A 16,314-nucleotide genomic window follows, 5' to 3' on the forward strand; every position below is an offset into this window, starting at 1 on the left:
AGACCGCGCGCCTGTCGCAATGGCTTTTGCCATATCGGCTGTGGATCACGACATCTCCTGGCCAGTTTGACCCTCTTGTCGGCGAGAGCCGTAAACCGAATGTTAGGTATAAATACGCATTGGACGTGAAGGACTGGGAGGCTGCCACATCGCATGCTGCGTACACGAACAACGCTGATCGTCGGCGCAGGGGCGAGTGCAGAATTGCAGTTTCCGACCAACGCGGAACTGCTGGCTCGCATCATCCAGGGCTATGATTTCAAGCGCACCAACTCGGAGACCTCGACACGCGACGGCCAGTTGCTTCTGCGCAATATCTACAAGCTTGCTGAAAAGCTGAACAAGAAGGTCGAGGATGTTGCCGCTGCCGCCGAGCGCCTGCGCAACGCCTGCCGCCTCGGTCGCTCGATCGATACCGTGCTTGAACAGTACGATCATGACCCGCTCGTTGTCGCCTGCGGCAAGCTGGCGATCACATTCTTCATCGGCCAGGCTGAATCGCGCAGCAACCTGAAGGATATCCCGCGCGTGGAAGGTGAGCTGCCGCTTCAAGGGAAGATTGCCGAATACTGGATCTATCAGCTCGGCCAGCTGATCACCTCTGGCGTTCCCCGGAGCAAGATCGGACAGACGCTCGAACAGCTGACCATCATAAACTTCAACTACGATCGGTCAGTCGAGCACTTCCTGCCTTACGCGCTGGTCATGGCCTATGGGATCGAGCTGAAGGAAGCGCAGCAAGTCGTTGCAGAGAAGCTCGACATCGTGCACCCGCACGGCTCCGTTGGCCGTCTGCCACGGCAGAAGGGTGAGGCACCCCAGGCCGAATGGGGTGTCGAGCAGCCATGGAACATCCATGCGATCGCTGCCCAGTTGAAGTCGCTCAACGAACGCAGCGCCGATCGCAATGCATTGCGCGACATCCGCCTGTCGGTCGCCAGCGCAAAACGCCTCGTGTTCCTCGGCTTCGGCTTCCAGCCCCAGAATGTCGACTTGCTTTTCGAGAACACGCTTTCGCATAATCCCGAAGTGCTCATCTCCACTTACGGCATGAGCAGCGGCAACGCCGCCACCGTCGCCCAGATGATTCGCCGCCTCGCAGGTCTGGAGAGCGCCGACCAGTTGATGATCTCGCCGGGCAAGGCCTGGGAAGTCCTGCGCGATTATTCGCTGCTGCTGGAAAGCTGAGTCCCCACGCAGGAGGGGACCTCGGTGTTGTTACGGACCACCAGCATAAACCGGCCGAGGCCCCCGCCTGCGCGGGGGCGCAATCTCAACGTGCGGAAGGCAGCGGCTGCACCACCGGCTCCGAGACAAATATCGGCGCTGGCGGCGTAGCAGGAACGGGCTCGCTGGCCGCAGAAGGCATCGCAGGCGGCGGTGTCGGCGTGATCGCTGGCAGGGTGATCGACCCTTCCTTCTGGAAATCCGCCTTGCCCTTCAGCGCGTCGATCTCTGCTTGCCGGGTCTTGAGATAAAGCTCGCGATAGGAAGCGTAAGGGTTCGATTCCTCACGGATGCGCTTGAACAGTTCGTCATTCGCCACACGCTCGTCGAGAGAGCGGATGACGAAGCTGCCATAGACATAGCCCGGATTGCGCAGCGGTCCGCCAACGGCAAACGGCATCAGGAAACGGTCGAGCCCAAGCCCGATCACGTCGCGCAGCGTCGTCGGGCCAACCAGTGGCAGGAACATGTAGGGTCCCGGCCCGATTCCGTAGTATCCAAAGGTATAGGCAAAGCCATTGCGCCGATACGGCAGGTTGAAGGGCTTGTTTTTGGCGACGTCGATCACACCGCCGACGCCGATCGTCGAATTGATCGCGAACCGCCCGACCGTCTCGGCCGCCTTGCCCGGCTTCAGTTGCAGCAGATAGTTCAGCGCAACAATCGGCTCGGTCAGGTTGCGCAGGAAGTTCCTGAGACCCATGCGGATCGGGCGCGGCACGCCCTTTTCATAGACGTTGGCAACGGGCGCGATGACCGCATCGTCGACTGCCTGCACTGCATCGTAGCTCGCCTGATTGACCGCCTGCATCGGGTCCTGCCGCGGGGTCTTCTCGCCCGATACGACGATCGCCTGCTCGTCCTGCTCAATCTGGTCAAGTGATGGCGCGGGTGCCTGCGGCAAGGCGATAGGTGCTGTAGGCTGTGGCTCAGACGGGGTTTCGGCAGGAAGCGGCGTTGCTGCACCGGCAGCGGAGGCTTGCGAGTCCTGCACCAGCGCAACCTCCGGCACAAATGGTCCGTCCGCAACGGGAACGGCAAGCAGGGCAGCGCTGGCAAGCAAGGTCACACTCAAGCAGGAATTCCTGTCCGGTCCATCAGTTTACCGCACAGCCTTGGCCCGCCCCCAGCCACGCCGCAAGTCCTACACCATCAATTCATCGCCAGCCCACACCGGCCTGACCGGTCAAGCCACCGGTCAGAACGGCAGCTTGAACCCCGGCGGAATGCCGGCCGCCATCTGCACCTTCTGCATTTCTTCCGCAGCCGCGGCATCGGCCTTGCCACGCGCGTCGTTGAAAGCTGCCGCAACCAGATCTTCGAGGATGCCCTTCTCGGACGGAGCCAACAAGCTCTCGTCGATGTTGACGCCGATCACGCGGCCCTTGGCCGAGGCCTTGATCTTCACCAGCCCGCCGCCTGCCGCGCCCTCGACCTCGATGTTGTCCAAGGTCGCCTGCGCGTCCTCCATCTGCTTCTGGATGGTCTGCGCCGCTTTCTGGGCGGCCTGGATCATCTCTTCCATCGACTTCATGCGCGTTTGCTCCAGGGTCTCTTTTCGTGCTCTCGCGAGCTTTCCTCATCAATGATCACCGCGCCCGGAAAGGCTTCGAGCGCCGCCTTGACCAAGGGATCTTCCTTCATCGCCGCGTCCGCCGCCGCCACCTTCTCGGCCTTGGCTTCCTCGAGGCTGGGCAGGGCATCGCCCTCCCCGCGCTCGACGATCCATGCCTCGCCGGTCACGTGGTTCAACGCGCGGCGGATATCCGCCGCCGGATCGTTCGGCAATCCCGGCGCCAGTTGATAGCGCAGCAAACCGGCCTTGAGTTCAACCACCCGCACGCCCAGCCGCATCGTCGATCCGACCAATGGCGAGACATGCTCGACTTGCTCGACCAGCGCTTCCCAGTCCATCGCGGGCGCCGCGGTCGCTTGCGCCACGGGAGCCGCGACAGCGCCCGGTTCGGCGGTCTGCGCCATGACCACGGGCCGGGAAGCAATCTCTTCCAGCTTCTTCACCAGCCCGCCGGGATCGGGCAGGTCCGCCGCGTGCATCACCCGCAACAGCGCCATCTGCGCCGCCACCAGCGGATCAGGCGCCACCTTCACTTCCTCGTAACCCTTGAGCAGCAGCTGCCACAACCGGTGCAACTGCCCCGCCGAAAGCGCCTTGGCCCAGCCCTCGAGAGCCTCCCGCTCCTCGGTCGAGCGGATGTCCGGCCCCACGCCGCCGATCTGCGTAACCGTCACCCGATGGACCACATCCATCTGCGCCCGCATCATCGCGATCGGCTCGATCCCCAGCGCATACTGCTGCGCCACTTCCTCCAGCACCGTCCCGCCCTTGCCCGAAAGCACGGCGTCGAGCAGCCGGCGCTGCATGGTCTTGTCGGCAAGGCCCAGCATCTGCCGGACCTGCTCGGCCGTCACCCGGGTCTTGCCATCCTCGCTGCCGACCAGATCGGCATGGCTGATCGCCTGGTCGAGGATCGACAACCCGTCTCGCACCGAACCTTCGGCGGCAGCGGCGACCATCGCCAGCGCCTCGTCCTCGGCCTCGACACCTTCCTTGCCGCAGATCATGCCGAAATGACTGGCGAGCAGCGGCGCCGGAATGCGCTTGAGATCGAACCGCTGGCAGCGCGACAAGACCGTGACCGGCAGCTTGTCCACTTCGGTCGTCGCAAAGAGGAACTTCACATGCGCCGGCGGTTCCTCAAGCGTCTTGAGCAAGGCGTTGAAAGCATTGCGCGACAGCATGTGGACTTCGTCGACAATGTAGATCTTGTAGCGCGCCGAAACAGCCGCATAGCGCACCGCTTCGATGATCTCGCGCACGTCGTCGACGCCAGTGTTCGACGCCGCGTCCATCTCGATCACGTCGATGTGCCGGCCTTCGGCAATCGCCCGGCATGGCTCGCAAGACCCGCACGGATCGATCGTAGGCCCGCCCTGCCCGTCCGGGCCAATGCAGTTGAGCGCCTTGGCGATCAGGCGCGCGGTGGAAGTCTTGCCAACACCGCGTACGCCGGTCATCAGGAAGGCATGGGCCAGCCGGTCACGCTTGATCGCGTTGGCCAGCGTCTGCACCATCGCGTCCTGCCCGATCAGTTCGGCAAAGGTCTGCGACCGGTACTTGCGCGCCAGCACGCGATAGGGTTGCGCAGCAGATGCCGCTGCGGGCGCGACCGGTGGCGGTGGCGCCGTCTCCCGCACCACTTCTGCAGGAGCCGGAGCAGGCGCTACAGGCGCTGCGACCGGCGCCGGATCACCGAACATCGAACTTTGCCCCGCCGCCTCGAGCTCGGCAGCAGAGGGCTTGTTCTCCTCCTCTTGCGGAGGATCGCCAAACATGTCGGTGGAATCGGCCATTGCCGCCTTAGGTAAGCACTCCCGGCCCGATTGTCGAATGCCCCGAGGGGGAGAATCGGTGGATTGACTCATAGGTTGCAAAATGCAACCTTAACTTCATGAGCAAGGTTCTTCCCGGTCGCCTCACCGCCGATTTCGATCGTTCGTTGGTGGTCTTCGTCATCGGCATGCGCATCAATCACTTCCACAAGGTGGGAAAGTGGCTCCCAGTCGCTCGCGCCATGGGGCCGATGCTCGCCGAACTTGCGCGAAACCCGCAAAGCGGTTTTCTCGGAACGGAAACGATGCTGCGCGATCTGCGCACCATCGTGCTCCTGCAATACTGGCGCGATTTCGACAGTCTCGAAGCCTATGCCCGCGATCGGGACCAGAAACACTGGCCAGCTTGGACCGCGTTCAACAAGGCCGTGGGCAGCGACGGCACCGTCGGCATCTTTCACGAGACCTATGCCGTCTCGGCCGGGGCCTATGAAACGATCTATGGCAACATGCCACCCTTCGGCCTCGGCAAGGTCGCCGGACTCATCCCCGCCACCGGAAAGCGCAACGAGGCCCGCTCGCGCATGAAAACAGCAACGGAGGGGTAAAAAGGAGCCGGCCGACCCGCCGCAACCCGTTGTGGCTGCTTCCTTCCGGACCTGACCAGGTTGGCGGACGCAAGCGTCCGACCGACTCCCGGCGCGGCATATGGAGAGGAAGCGGAGGCTTGTCCAGCCCTCGCCGAACTCTGCTTACTTAAAATTATCCGCGTAGCTCTGCAGCTTCAGCTTGCGCGGCGGCGTCGGGATCACGCGCACATCGATGCCATAGCGATCGGCATAGGCCTGCGCATCTTCCTGCGAATTGAACGCAAGCGTCACTTGGCTCTGCGTGTCGCCCGAACCAGCCCAGCCCATCAGCGGGTCGGGGCGGCGTGCTTCGGCAGGTTCGAACTCGAGCAGCCAGTCGCTGGTCCGGGCCTTGCCGGACTGCATGGCATTCTTCGGGCGCTGATAGATGCGTGCTGACATGGCTTCGCGCTTGCACACGAATCAGGTCGCAAATCAAGTCCGCTTTTGCGCGTTAAAGGCGTTCTTGGTCTTGAGGCTGGGGTCTTCGGCCCAGGGCTCGTCTGGCCACCGGTGCTTGGGGTAGCGCCCCTTCATGTCCTTCACCACATCGCGCCACGATCCGCGCCAGAAGCCGGGCAGATCTCCCGTCGTCTGGATCGGCTTGCCACCGGGGCTGGTGAGGCTCAGCAGCAGCGGCTTGGGCGGATGGCCCACGCACGGATGCCGCTCCAGCCCGAACAGTGCCTGCACCCGCAGTTCCACGCACGGCCCGCCCTCGTGGCCATAGTCGATCGCGTGGCTGGTCCCGGCGGGCGAGCGGAACTCCGCTGGGGCCAGCTTGTCGAGCGCCTGCCGCTCGTTCCAGTCGAGCCGGTTCAGTAGCGCCTCGTGCAGCCTGCCCGCGCCGATCTGCAGATCGCGCCGCCCCGCCAGCAATGGCCCGAGCCAGTCCTCAAGCGCGCCAAGCAGAGCCTCTTCGGACAGCGCCTCAAGCCCCGCATACCCCGCCCGCACGATCAGAGCCTTGGCGGCCTCGCCCAGCGGGAGCAGCGCCAACCCGCCATCGCGCACCACCTCGATCAGCTTCGCCACAACAGCCTCGGCGTCCGGCTTCGGGTCGGGCACCCGCGCCAGCACGATGGCCCCCAGCTTGCGCTCCAGCCGCGCTTCGACGCGACTCTCGATCGCGTTCCAGGTGAGGGAATGCCGCTCCTCGATCCGATGCGCGAGGTGTCGGACAACGTCTTCCTCCTCCAGCGCCACCGCCGCCGTGATCCGCGCGCCCTTGGCCTCGCCTTGCGCGTCTCCGATCACCAGCCACTTCGCCGTTGCCAGCGGCGATGCCGGATCAAGCCGATAGCCGCGGCCACCCGAAGCCAGCCAGTCCTCGCCCGAAGCCCCCCGCGCCCGCGCGATCCGGTCGGGAAACGCCTCCGCAAGCAACACGCCCAGCGGCACCTCGCCAGCCTTCCCGCGCGCACCCAGCCTGCCTGCCATCTGCGCCCACCGCGCCGCCAGCTTGCGCGATCCTTCGGCCCTGCTCCCGCGCTCACCCGCCCAGCGATCAAGCCGCCGCGCCAGATCCTCACCGCGACCGCCAAGGCCACGCTCCTGCAGCAGCAAGGCCAGTTGCGCCGCTTCGTCCGCCTGCCCGCGCTCGGCTGCAAACAACAGCATGTGTGCCAGCGCCGGCTCCATCGGCAGGCGCGCCATCGCCCGGCCGTGCGCTGTGATCTCATACTGCTCCCGCTCACCCTGAGCCTGTCGAAGGGCGAGTGCGCCTAAGGCCTGCAAGGCCCCCCGTGCCGCCGCCATCGCTGCCGTCGGTGGCGCATCGAGCCACGCCATCCCCGCCGGGTCACCCGCCCCCCACTGCGCTAGCGTCAACGCCAGCGGGGCAAGATCACTCGTAACCACCTCTGGTGGATCGAAAGCGGGCCGCCCCGCGTGCGCCGCCTCTTCCCACAGGCGATAGGTGACGCCCGGTCCCTGTCGCGCCGCGCGCCCTGCACGCTGGGCTGCCGAAGCCTGGCTCGCCCGCGTCGTCACCAGCCGCGTGACCCCGGCCGCCTTGTCGAACTCCGCCCGCCGCGAAAGGCCTGCATCGACCACCACCGAAACGCCATCCAGCGTCAGCGAAGTCTCGGCAATGCTGGTCGCCAGAACCACGCGCCGGCGCCCTTGCGGATCGCGCCGGATGGCCGCACGCTGCCCTGCCGGCTCAACCTGTCCATGCAGCGGCAGCACCAGCGCCTGCGGCAAGCGCTCGGCCAGAAGATCCGCCGTCCGCTCGATCTGCGCCACGCCCGGCAGAAAAGCGAGAATGTCGCCGCACTCATCGCGCCACGCCGTCTGGATTGCCGAAGCCATCGCAGCCTCGATCTTCAGGTCCGGTCGCGCGCCCAGCCACTTGACCGTCAGCGGGTGCGCCTTGCCCTCGCTCTCTACAACCGGTGCGTCACCGAGCAGCGCGGCAAAGCGCGAACCGTCAATCGTGGCCGACATCACCACGATGCGCAGATCCTCCCGCAGCACGCCTTGCGCTTCAACCGCCAGCGCCAGCCCGAGGTCACTGTCGAGATGCCGCTCATGCGCCTCGTCGAAAAGTACGGCGGAAATGCCCTGCAATTCGGGATCGTTCAGGATGGTCGAGACAAAGATCGCCTCGGTCATCACGATCACCCGCGTTCGGGATGAGCGCCTGGCATCGAGGCGCGTGACATAGCCAATGGTCTGCCCCGCTTCCTCGCCCAGCAGCTCGGCCATTCGTTCGGCTGCGGCACGCGCCGCAACACGCCGCGGCGACAGCACGATGACCTGCCCGCCGCACCACTTCTCGCCCAGCAGCGCCGGCGCGACCGCTGTCGTCTTGCCCGCACCCGGCGGCGCGATCAGGACGGCGCTTGGCCCCTCGCGCAAGGCTGCAAGCAGGTCGGGCAGGACGGCATGGATCGGCAGGTCGCTCACGCCATGCGCCTTAACGGCCTTTGCCCGCCCAAGGCAATGTTCCGGGAAACGCAGACCCTTACAGAACGTTCATGGTCCAGACTGCACAAGCATGCTAGGCGGGAGAGATGAAGAGCACGCTGGAATTCGTCGTGGCGCTGACCACCGGCCTGCTGTTCAGCGGTGTGATGATCGGCGCCATCATGCTTAGCATCGGAGCGGTCTGCGGCGGCAGCTGCTACTGGCTCTGGCGCCGCTTCGGCAGGCGCAAGTAAGGTCAGCCCATCGGATAGGGGATCTCGCGGCTCACCTTGTTGACCGCCTTCATCACGTCGTCGCTCAGCACGAGGTCGGCCGCGGCAAGAATCGGGTCGAGCTGACCTTCGGCACCGACGCCGACGATGGTCGAAGCCACGAAGTCGTGTTGCTTGGACCATGCCACCGCCATCGTTACGGGATCGAGCCCGGCCTCCGCCGCAATGGCCATGAACCGCTCGGTCGCGGCAATGCTGCGATCGTTGACGAAGCGCTTGCCCATCTGCGCCTGCCGCCCTTCCATTGCCAGGTAGCGCGAGAACCGCGCGCCCTCAGGCCGTGCTCCACCGTTGTACTTGCCCGATAGCACGCCGCCCGCAATTGGCGAGTAAGGGATCAGGCTCACGCCTTCCTGTCGGCAGACCTGTGCCAGTTCGTCCTCGAAGCGACGGTTGTTCAGGCTGAAGTTGTTCTGAATCGTCTGGTAGCGCACCGTGCCGAGACGCTCGGCAGTCGCAAGGGACTTCATCAGGCCCCAGCTGGTCTCGTTCGAACAGCCGGTAATCCGCACCTTGCCCGCCTGCACCAGCTCGTGCAGCACTTCCATGGTCTCGTCATAAGGCGTGTCGTGATCAGGCCAATGGGTCTGGTAAAGATCGATGTAGTCAGTGCCGAGCCTCTTAAGGCTGGCCTCGATTGCCGTCTCGATATTGCGCCGGTCCAGTGCGGTCATGCCGTTGCGACAGGGTGAGCGGAACCAGACATGGCTCGGCCCCGAAACCTTCGTCGCCAGCACGATCGCATCGCGCGGCTTGGTCTTGAGCCATTTGCCGACGATCTCTTCCGTCCGCCCCACCCACTTGACGTCCGGCGGCACGGGATAGCCTTCGGCGGTATCGTAGAAATTGATCCCTGCGTCATAGCAGCGATCCAGCACCCGCAGCGCTTCGGCTTCATCCACCTGGCTGCCGAAGGTCATCGTCCCCATGCAGATATCGGAAACGACAATGGCCGACCGGCCGAGGCGACGATGCTGCATCAGGCTCTCCCGCTATACGTATGAAACTGGATCAGAATCTCCGCGCGACGGCGAACAGCGCGGCCTCGGTCATGGCGACCTTGGCAGCACTGGCCGGGAAGCCGGCAATGGCGTCGATTGCCCGCTGCGCATACATCCGCGCCCGTTCGCGCGTGGCGTTCACCGCATCGTGTCGGCGGATCAGCTCGATCGCGTGGGCAAGGTCTTCGTCCGAAGACCGGTCGCCCGCAATCGCCTCCTGCCAGAACTTGCGCTCTTCGGCGTCGCCCCGCGCATAGGCAAGGATGACCGGCAGGGTCATCTTGCCTTCGCGGAAGTCGTCGCCCTGGTCCTTGCCCATTTCGGCAACTTCGGAATCATAGTCGATCGCATCGTCAGCCAGCTGGAACGCGATGCCGAGGTTCCGACCATAGGAATCGAGCGCCAGCTCGTCTGCCTCGTCACGCTCGGCCACCACCGCCGCGATCCGGCATGCCGCAGAGAACAGTGCCGCCGTCTTTGCCGCGATGATGTCGAGGTACATTTCCTCGGTCGTCTCGATCTGACGCTGCGCGACCAGCTGGTCGACCTCGCCCTCCGAGATCACCGCCGAGGCGTTCGAGAGGATGCGCAGCACCTTGAGGCTGCCGTCCTCGACCATGAGTTCGAAGCTGCGACTGAACAGGAAGTCGCCCACCAGCACCGTCGCCGGGTTGCCGTAGACAATGTTGGCGGTCTTCTTGCCGCGCCGCATGTCCGAGCCATCGACCACGTCGTCATGCAGCAGCGTTGCGGTGTGGATGAATTCCACCGCCGCCGCCAGCTTGTAATGGCGCGATCCGCCGTAGCCCAGCAGCGAGGCGCTCGCCAGGGTCAGCATGGGGCGCATGCGCTTGCCGCCCCCCGCGATCAGGTGCCCGGCCAGCGTCGGGATCAGCGGAATGCGCGATTGCATCCGATCGAGGATCACGGCGTTGACACTGTTCATGCCCTCGGCAACGAGGGCCATCATCGGCGCCAGCGAAGGTTCGGCCTTGCGCGGCAGGGTATGGATGGTCGCAGTCATCGGATTGACCGCTTGGCGGCAAGGGCAGCGCTTGGCAAGACGCAACTTGCACTGTAGCGGCCCAGACACGAACGCGCAGACCAAAAGACGGGGTAAGGGAATGAGCGAAGATCCGGTTCTGGCAGGTTATCGCCAGTCCATCGACAACATCGATGCGGCGATGATCCACATCCTCGCCGAACGCTTCCGCATCACCCAGGCCGTCGGCGCCTACAAGGCCGCGAACAAGCTTCCCGCCTCCGACCCCGGCCGCGAGGAGCGCCAGATCGCGCGCCTGCGCAAGCTTGCCGAAGACGCGAAGCTCGATCCGGAATTTTCCGAAAAGTTCCTGCGCTTCATCATCCAGGAAGTGATCCGCCACCACGAGAAAGCGGCCGGATCTGCCGATTGAAAGCCCTTGAGGGGATGGTCGGGGCTTAGCCGACCTGATCTTCCAGCGGCACCCCCGGCACCTGCTTGGCAGTGCGGATCGTCAGCGAGGTCTTCACGCTTGCCACGTTGGGCGCAGGCGTCAGCTTGCTGGTAAGGAATTCCTGGAAGCTCTGCAGATCGCGGCTGACGATCTTGAGGATGAAGTCGATCTCGCCGTTGAGCATGTGGCATTCACGCACCTCGGGCAGGGTGCGCATATGGTCCTCGAACTGACGCAGCGATTCCTCGGCCTGGCTCTTGAGGCTGACAAGAGCGAACACGGTGATCGCAAAGCCGAGCTTCGAGGCGTCGAGATCAGCGTGGTAACCGCGGATCACTCCGGCATCTTCCAGAGCGCGCACCCGGCGCAGGCATGGGGGTGCGGTAAGTCCGACGCGCTGCGCCAATTCCACGTTGGTCACGCGGCCCTCGGCCTGCAGTTCGGCAAGCAGGCGCCGGTCGATACCATCAAGGGTTGCCATTCTTCGTGTTCGTCCGTTTCGCAAAGCCCCGGTCGGGGAATTCGGAAAGAAGCGTGAGTCGCAACTTTCCGCACAAAATCCGCCGTCCAAGATAATTTTATTGTTTCATAGTGCAACCGTCCCACATTGCAACGCAGTGGATAGTCACCTTCCCGCAACCGGCACGATTTGTTAGCCTTCTCCGGGCTAGTTCAGCGGATTAGCAACCTGTCCGGAGCTTCACGCTACGGTGCACGAAAGGCCACACGCGGAGCTCTGATGATCGTTGACGACCGCCTTGAGACCGTGCTGCGCACCCACGCGGCCGGCAAGACGGCAGCCAGAACGCAGCTGCGCCAGTTGGTTGACCTGCTCGGCCCCGTCCCGCTCGCCGCGTGGAATCGGCAGCACGCTGGCGCGCTCCAGCGCATGGATTCGCTTTGCGCCATGTTGACCGACGAGGAATGCGCCGCAGTTCTTCGCTCGGCCCCGCACCGCTCTGCCGTGCTGGTTTACCATTTTGCCCAAGGCGGTCCCCGTACCGCGGCGGCTGCAGTATCGGCCGCCCGGCTGACCGACGAGGACTGGCTCGCCGTGATCCCGCGCCTCCCGGTACAGGCGCGCGGCTTCGTGCGCCATCGCGCCGATCTGGGAGAGCCGGTCCGCCAGCTGCTATCACGCCTTGGCATCAACGATTTCCTGCTGCCCCAGCCCGAACCTGCGGTCGCAATCGAACAGGGCCGAGCTGACAGACAGGCGCCCCCCCTGCCCGAGCCCCTGCCTGAGCCCGAGCCTGTGCCCGAACCCCTCCCGGACCCCCTCCTGGCAGACGACGGCATCGGCGCGATCGTCCGCCGGATCGAGGCCTTCCGGCGCAAGCGCGAGGAACGCGAGGCCACTGCGCCTCAGGCCGCTCGCGGCGATGGTCTTGCCCCGCTCCTGCCCTTCGGCGAGGAGAACGCAGCGCCGCGCAAGCCGGTCGCGACGATTGACCTGCGCACTGATGCGCTCGGGCTTGTCGTTCACGCAGGCATCGACCCGCCGGGGGTCCTGCTCGGCAGCCAGATGTTCTGTGCAGACGCCGCCTCGCCGATGCGGTGCGATGAAACCACCGCTCGCGCATTCCGACAGCGCCAGCCGATCGAGGCCGGCTTCCTGTCGATCGAAGGCGCCGATCTCGTGGCTGGCCACTGGCAGGCCGATGGCACGCCAATCTTCACGCGCGACGGTGGTCGCTTCGCCGGCTACCTTTTGCGCCTGCGCCGCCTTGTCCAAGTGCCAGCTGCGGAACTGGCTCCGGAAACGCCCTCCGTCTCGGCCGAGGCAGACCGTCTGCGGCAGCTGCTGCACGAGCTGCGCACGCCGATCAACGCGATCCAGGGCTTTGCCGAGATGATCCAGTCCCAGGTCTTCGGCACCACGCCGCACCAGTACCGCGCCATGGCTGCCAGCATTGCGGCAGATGCGGCACAGATGCTCGCCGGCTTCGAAGAGATCGAGCGGCTGGTGAAGCTGGAATCGCGCGCGCTTGCAATCGACACCGGCCTTGCCGATGCGGCTGCGCTGGTCGCCGGGCTTGTCGAACAGATCTCCCCCGTTCTTGCAGCCCGCAACGTCCGGCTTTCCGTCAGCATGTCACAAGGCCCGCTTGCAGTGGCATTCGCTGCCGATGAAATCGAACGCAGCGTGTGGCGGCTGCTCTCGGTCATCGCCACCAGCGTCGCGCCCGGCGAGCGCATCGCCATCGCGCTTGATCAGCGCGAACGCTGCGCCAGATTGTCAGTCACGCTGCCTGCCGCGCTCGACCGGCTTGACGATGCGGCCCTCTTTGCGCCCGAAGCGCCGACGGGCAGTGGCGTGCTGGCGGCTTCGGCAATGCTTGGCAACGGCTTTGCCTTGCGCCTTGCCCGCGCAGAGTTTGAATCCGGCGGCGGATCCCTGCTGCGGGAGCATTCGCAGTTCGTTGCCACTATTCCGCTGGCGGACGAACCGCCGAGCGATGCCGCGCCGATGCAGGCCCGCGCATGACAGCCTCGGCCTCTCCTCAGATCCTTCGCCTGCCATCGCCGGAAGACTTCGTCACGTTCGCGCCCGAATTTGGCACCCGGTTCATCCTGACGGTCGACACCGAAGAGGAATTTGACTGGTCCAAGCCGCTGGATCGCACCAGCCACGGCCTCGACCACATCCCCCGCCTCGCCAAATTCCAGCAGTTCTGCGAGGGCCTCGGTGTTGTCCCGGTCTACCTTGTCGATTACCCGGTGGCGAGCGACCCGCGCGCTGCCGAAGTCCTCGGAGCCGCCGTCCTCGCCGGGCGCGCCGAAATCGGCGTGCAGTTGCACCCCTGGGTCAACCCGCCCTACGATGAACTCGTCAATGTCCACAACAGCTTCGCCGGCAACCTTCCGGCCGATCTGGAACGTGCCAAGTTCCGCAAGCTGCGCGACACGATCGAGCAGGCCTTCGGGGTCGGCCCGCTGATCTACCGCGCAGGGCGGTACGGTGTCGGCCCGAATACCGCAGCCATCTTGTCAGATTGCGCCATCGCGATCGACACCTCGGTCCGCTCGCGCTTCGATTACAGCTCCACCGGCGGCCCCAACTTCCGCGACCACCCCTTGCGCCCCTGGTGGATCGACCGCCGCAACGGACTGATGGAAATGCCGCTCACCACGGTTTTCGCCGGGCACCTGCGCCGCCACGGACCGGCAGTCTACCCCGCCCTGTGGCGCGTGCCACGCCTTCGCGGCGCGCTCGCCCGGCTCGGCCTGCTCGATCGGATCCCGTTGACTCCCGAAGGTGTCACGCTGCTCGAAGCGCTGACTGGCATCGACATGGCGTTGGAAAGCCGCCTGCCCCTGCTCGTTTTCTCCTTCCACAGCCCCTCGCTTCGGCCGGGCTACACGCCCTACGTCCGCAGCGAGGATGACCTCGACCAGTTCTATGACTGGTGGCGCGGCGTCTTCGCCCATCTCGCCCGCCACCGCGTCCGTCCGACCTGCGTCAGCGAGATCATCGCCGCCGCGCAAGTCTGACGAGTGATCTTGCCAAGCCGCGACTGCGCCGCTAGCGGGATCAGCGATGGGCCTGTAGCTCAGTTGGTTAGAGCTGGCCGCTCATAACGGCTAGGTCGCGGGTTCAAGTCCTGCCGGGCCCACCATCACCCTCCCAGCGATAGAGTCGGACAAATGACCCTGCCCCCCCCGCGCAGGCGGGGCCTCGGTGTTGTCACGGAATCCTCACGTGAGCCGGCTGCACCCCCTGCCAGCACAGGCGCGCGGATGATTTGCCTTGGCTGCCCGCGGCCTCCACCGTAGCATCCATCCCGGCAACTGTTTGAAGGGGGCAGCACTGATGCGAATGCTTTTTGGGGATTGTCCCGTTGCTCGTGGGGCTTGGCGCGAGTTCGGCAATTGCGCAGTCGGCGGGCCTCGGCGAGGTGCTGGTCAGCGCCAGCCGCAACGATGCCCGCTTCTGGCAGAAGGACCGCCCGGTCGTCGGTTTGCGGCGCCAGGCAGATGGCATGGTCATGAACCTCACAATTGTCTCCGATACCCGCGACGCCGCTACCCGCCGCAGCGAGATCGACGCAGCTCTGCTCGCCGCCATTGATCGCGCCGTCGCGTCGGGCTTCCAGCTTGTGACCGGGACCGTGCAGCTCGAACCCGTGACCAAGGCGAACTACCGCAGCCTTCCGCAATTGCCCGCCGGCCGGGTGGATACCAGCAGGGTCGAACTGATGGTCAGGGGCAAGTTCGAGGGTTCGTCCCGCGCCACGCAGGACAAGCTGAAGGTGTTCATCGCCTCGCTCAAAGGCAATGGCCGCGCGACGATCGAGACGACTTCGGTAACTTCGCTCAGCGTCGACAATCCCGACCAGTACCGCGAAAGGATCCTTGCCCTCGTCGCCCAGGATGCGCGCACCACCGCCGGGATCTTCGGGTCGGACTTCACGTTCAGCGTAGCAGGCGTGGATGGGCAGGTGATCTGGACCCAGGCAAGCCCCAGCGATGTCTTCCTGTATATTCCATACCGCTACGCAATAACGCCAAGGCAGTCCGACGGGAGGACCGCACCATGATCGAGCGCACGTTGTCACGCCTTGTCGCGCTCGCGATGCTCGCTGCGCCCCTGCAGGTGTCGGCACAAGAGGATGAGGGCATGGGCGAAGTCATCGTTACCGCCACTCGGCGCAGCGAGCGGCTTCCCTCGGTCATGACCAGCCTGCCCTATCTCGATCGCCGCCCTGCCATCGGCCTGCGCCGCGCCGCCGACGGCGTCGTGCGCCGGATCGAGATCGGCTCGGACTCCCGCAGCGAGGACATGCGCCGCAGCGAAGTGCAGGCCATGCTGCTCGCCGCGCTCGACCGCGCCAGCCGCGAAGGCCTCAGCCTCGTCACCGGCGAACTCGAGGTTAAGGAAGTCACGCGCGAGAACTGGCGCGCCCTGTTCCCCGCTCTCGCCAGCCCCTCCACCACCTCGGATGACGAGGATGATGACGACAGTCAAGACGACGATGAGGACGAAGGTAACGGCAAGGTCCAGCCCGGTTTCGAGGACGACGGAAGTACCGCCACCGCACGGCTGATGATCAAGGCCAAGCTCACCGGCACGATCGACGAGGCGCAGCGCAAGGTTTCGGCCTTCGTCCAGTCCGTCCCCGCCACGGGCCGCTCCGAAATTCGCCAGCTCGGCACGATGGCGCTGACCATCGTCAACCCCGAGCAGTACCGCGAGGAAATCAATGCCCGCATCGCCAGAAGCGCGCTTCAGGCAGCCAGCCCTTACGGCCCGGGTTACGGCGTCGAAGTGACCGGGCTCGATCGCGCCATCGCCTGGGCGCAGGTCAGCAATACGGAGGTTTACCTCTACATACCCTATGCCTACACGGTACGACGCTGATCGGCTGACGACAGCCTGATGGGTTTCAACTCCGCTTGCCTACACCGGGGGAGTGTGACAGGGACTCGCGCGCCCGATTTTCCCTGACTTTTCCAACCGGACGCC

General features: G+C 65.1%; 16 protein-coding genes, 1 tRNA gene and 1 other RNA gene. 9 read left to right on the top strand and 9 right to left on the bottom strand.

Going from position 1 to position 16,314, the window contains the following annotated elements; translation table 11 throughout:
* The first annotated feature begins 153 nt into the window (after positions 1 to 153).
* On the top strand, positions 154 to 1,188 hold the full coding sequence (locus AC3WLM_RS03690) for a hypothetical protein (protein ID WP_492476638.1): 1,035 nt from the start codon (positions 154 to 156) through the stop codon (positions 1,186 to 1,188).
* Between the two features lie 85 nt (positions 1,189 to 1,273).
* Here AC3WLM_RS03690 and AC3WLM_RS03695 read toward each other — a convergent pair whose 3' ends face one another.
* From AC3WLM_RS03695 to AC3WLM_RS03705, 3 genes are all read right to left on the bottom strand, one after another.
* Positions 1,274 to 2,296 (bottom strand): MlaA family lipoprotein, encoded by a 1,023-nt coding sequence (locus tag AC3WLM_RS03695; RefSeq protein ID WP_492478087.1) that lies wholly within the window; start codon positions 2,294 to 2,296, stop codon positions 1,274 to 1,276.
* 129 nt (positions 2,297 to 2,425) lie between these two features.
* A complete protein-coding gene (locus AC3WLM_RS03700) occupies positions 2,426 to 2,761 on the bottom strand; it encodes a YbaB/EbfC family nucleoid-associated protein (RefSeq protein WP_039337431.1) in 336 nt (111 codons plus the stop codon).
* Positions 2,758 to 4,599, bottom strand: coding sequence for a DNA polymerase III subunit gamma/tau (locus AC3WLM_RS03705; protein WP_492476639.1), 1,842 nt, complete (start codon positions 4,597 to 4,599; stop codon positions 2,758 to 2,760). Before AC3WLM_RS03705 ends, AC3WLM_RS03700 begins: the two co-directional genes overlap by 4 nt.
* A gap of 98 nt (positions 4,600 to 4,697) precedes the next feature.
* Between AC3WLM_RS03705 and AC3WLM_RS03710 the strand changes: the two genes are divergently transcribed.
* Complete coding sequence (locus AC3WLM_RS03710) at positions 4,698 to 5,186, top strand: DUF4188 domain-containing protein (protein ID WP_039337428.1); 489 nt, start codon at positions 4,698 to 4,700, stop codon at positions 5,184 to 5,186.
* Here AC3WLM_RS03710 and ffs read toward each other — a convergent pair.
* The 3 genes from ffs to hrpB all read right to left on the bottom strand — a co-directional run bounded on the left by ffs (position 5,184) and on the right by hrpB (position 8,117).
* An RNA gene (gene ffs / locus AC3WLM_RS03715) (signal recognition particle sRNA small type) lies at positions 5,184 to 5,278 on the bottom strand. The genes AC3WLM_RS03710 and ffs overlap by 3 nt on opposite strands.
* Positions 5,279 to 5,330: 52 nt before the next feature.
* Entirely contained in the window at positions 5,331 to 5,609 is a 279-nt protein-coding gene (locus AC3WLM_RS03720; protein ID WP_039337503.1) for an ETC complex I subunit, read from the bottom strand.
* 33 nt (positions 5,610 to 5,642) lie between these two features.
* A complete protein-coding gene (hrpB, locus tag AC3WLM_RS03725; RefSeq protein ID WP_492476640.1) occupies positions 5,643 to 8,117 on the bottom strand; it encodes an ATP-dependent helicase HrpB in 2,475 nt (824 codons plus the stop codon).
* 107 nt (positions 8,118 to 8,224) lie between these two features.
* On the opposite strand from hrpB, the gene AC3WLM_RS03730 reads away from it, so the two are divergent.
* Positions 8,225 to 8,371: a hypothetical protein gene (locus tag AC3WLM_RS03730; RefSeq protein WP_156135869.1), complete on the top strand. Its 147-nt coding sequence runs from the start codon at positions 8,225 to 8,227 to the stop codon at positions 8,369 to 8,371.
* A gap of 2 nt (positions 8,372 to 8,373) precedes the next feature.
* Here the strand turns inward: AC3WLM_RS03730 and AC3WLM_RS03735 are convergent, their stop codons facing one another.
* Both AC3WLM_RS03735 and AC3WLM_RS03740 read right to left on the bottom strand, forming a co-directional pair.
* Complete coding sequence (locus AC3WLM_RS03735) at positions 8,374 to 9,390, bottom strand: aldo/keto reductase (protein WP_492476641.1); 1,017 nt, start codon at positions 9,388 to 9,390, stop codon at positions 8,374 to 8,376.
* A 31-nt stretch (positions 9,391 to 9,421) separates the two neighbouring features.
* On the bottom strand, positions 9,422 to 10,435 hold the full coding sequence (locus AC3WLM_RS03740) for a polyprenyl synthetase family protein (protein WP_062342872.1): 1,014 nt from the start codon (positions 10,433 to 10,435) through the stop codon (positions 9,422 to 9,424).
* A 100-nt stretch (positions 10,436 to 10,535) separates the two neighbouring features.
* On the opposite strand from AC3WLM_RS03740, the gene AC3WLM_RS03745 reads away from it, so the two are divergent.
* Positions 10,536 to 10,826, top strand: coding sequence for a chorismate mutase (locus tag AC3WLM_RS03745; RefSeq protein ID WP_039337422.1), 291 nt, complete (start codon positions 10,536 to 10,538; stop codon positions 10,824 to 10,826).
* Between the two features lie 25 nt (positions 10,827 to 10,851).
* Here the strand turns inward: AC3WLM_RS03745 and AC3WLM_RS03750 are convergent, their stop codons facing one another.
* Positions 10,852 to 11,328, bottom strand: coding sequence for an Lrp/AsnC family transcriptional regulator (locus tag AC3WLM_RS03750; RefSeq protein WP_039337420.1), 477 nt, complete (start codon positions 11,326 to 11,328; stop codon positions 10,852 to 10,854).
* Between the two features lie 258 nt (positions 11,329 to 11,586).
* Between AC3WLM_RS03750 and AC3WLM_RS03755 the strand changes: the two genes are divergently transcribed.
* The 5 genes from AC3WLM_RS03755 (at position 11,587) to AC3WLM_RS03775 (ending at position 16,209) form a co-directional block, all read left to right on the top strand.
* A complete protein-coding gene (locus AC3WLM_RS03755) occupies positions 11,587 to 13,335 on the top strand; it encodes a histidine kinase dimerization/phospho-acceptor domain-containing protein (protein ID WP_492476642.1) in 1,749 nt (582 codons plus the stop codon).
* Positions 13,332 to 14,342, top strand: a complete 1,011-nt coding sequence (locus AC3WLM_RS03760; protein WP_492476643.1) for a polysaccharide deacetylase family protein — start codon at positions 13,332 to 13,334, stop codon at positions 14,340 to 14,342. The genes AC3WLM_RS03755 and AC3WLM_RS03760 overlap by 4 nt, the downstream gene beginning before the upstream one ends.
* A 48-nt stretch (positions 14,343 to 14,390) precedes the next feature.
* Positions 14,391 to 14,467: transfer RNA gene (locus AC3WLM_RS03765), tRNA-Ile, on the top strand.
* A gap of 228 nt (positions 14,468 to 14,695) precedes the next feature.
* On the top strand, positions 14,696 to 15,388 hold the full coding sequence (locus AC3WLM_RS03770; protein WP_492478088.1) for an SIMPL domain-containing protein: 693 nt from the start codon (positions 14,696 to 14,698) through the stop codon (positions 15,386 to 15,388).
* Positions 15,385 to 16,209 (top strand): hypothetical protein, encoded by an 825-nt coding sequence (locus tag AC3WLM_RS03775; RefSeq protein WP_193826937.1) that lies wholly within the window; start codon positions 15,385 to 15,387, stop codon positions 16,207 to 16,209. The genes AC3WLM_RS03770 and AC3WLM_RS03775 overlap by 4 nt, the downstream gene beginning before the upstream one ends.
* Positions 16,210 to 16,314 lie beyond the last annotated feature (105 nt).

The organism is Novosphingobium sp. FW305-C-30-35 (genome assembly GCF_058783135.1).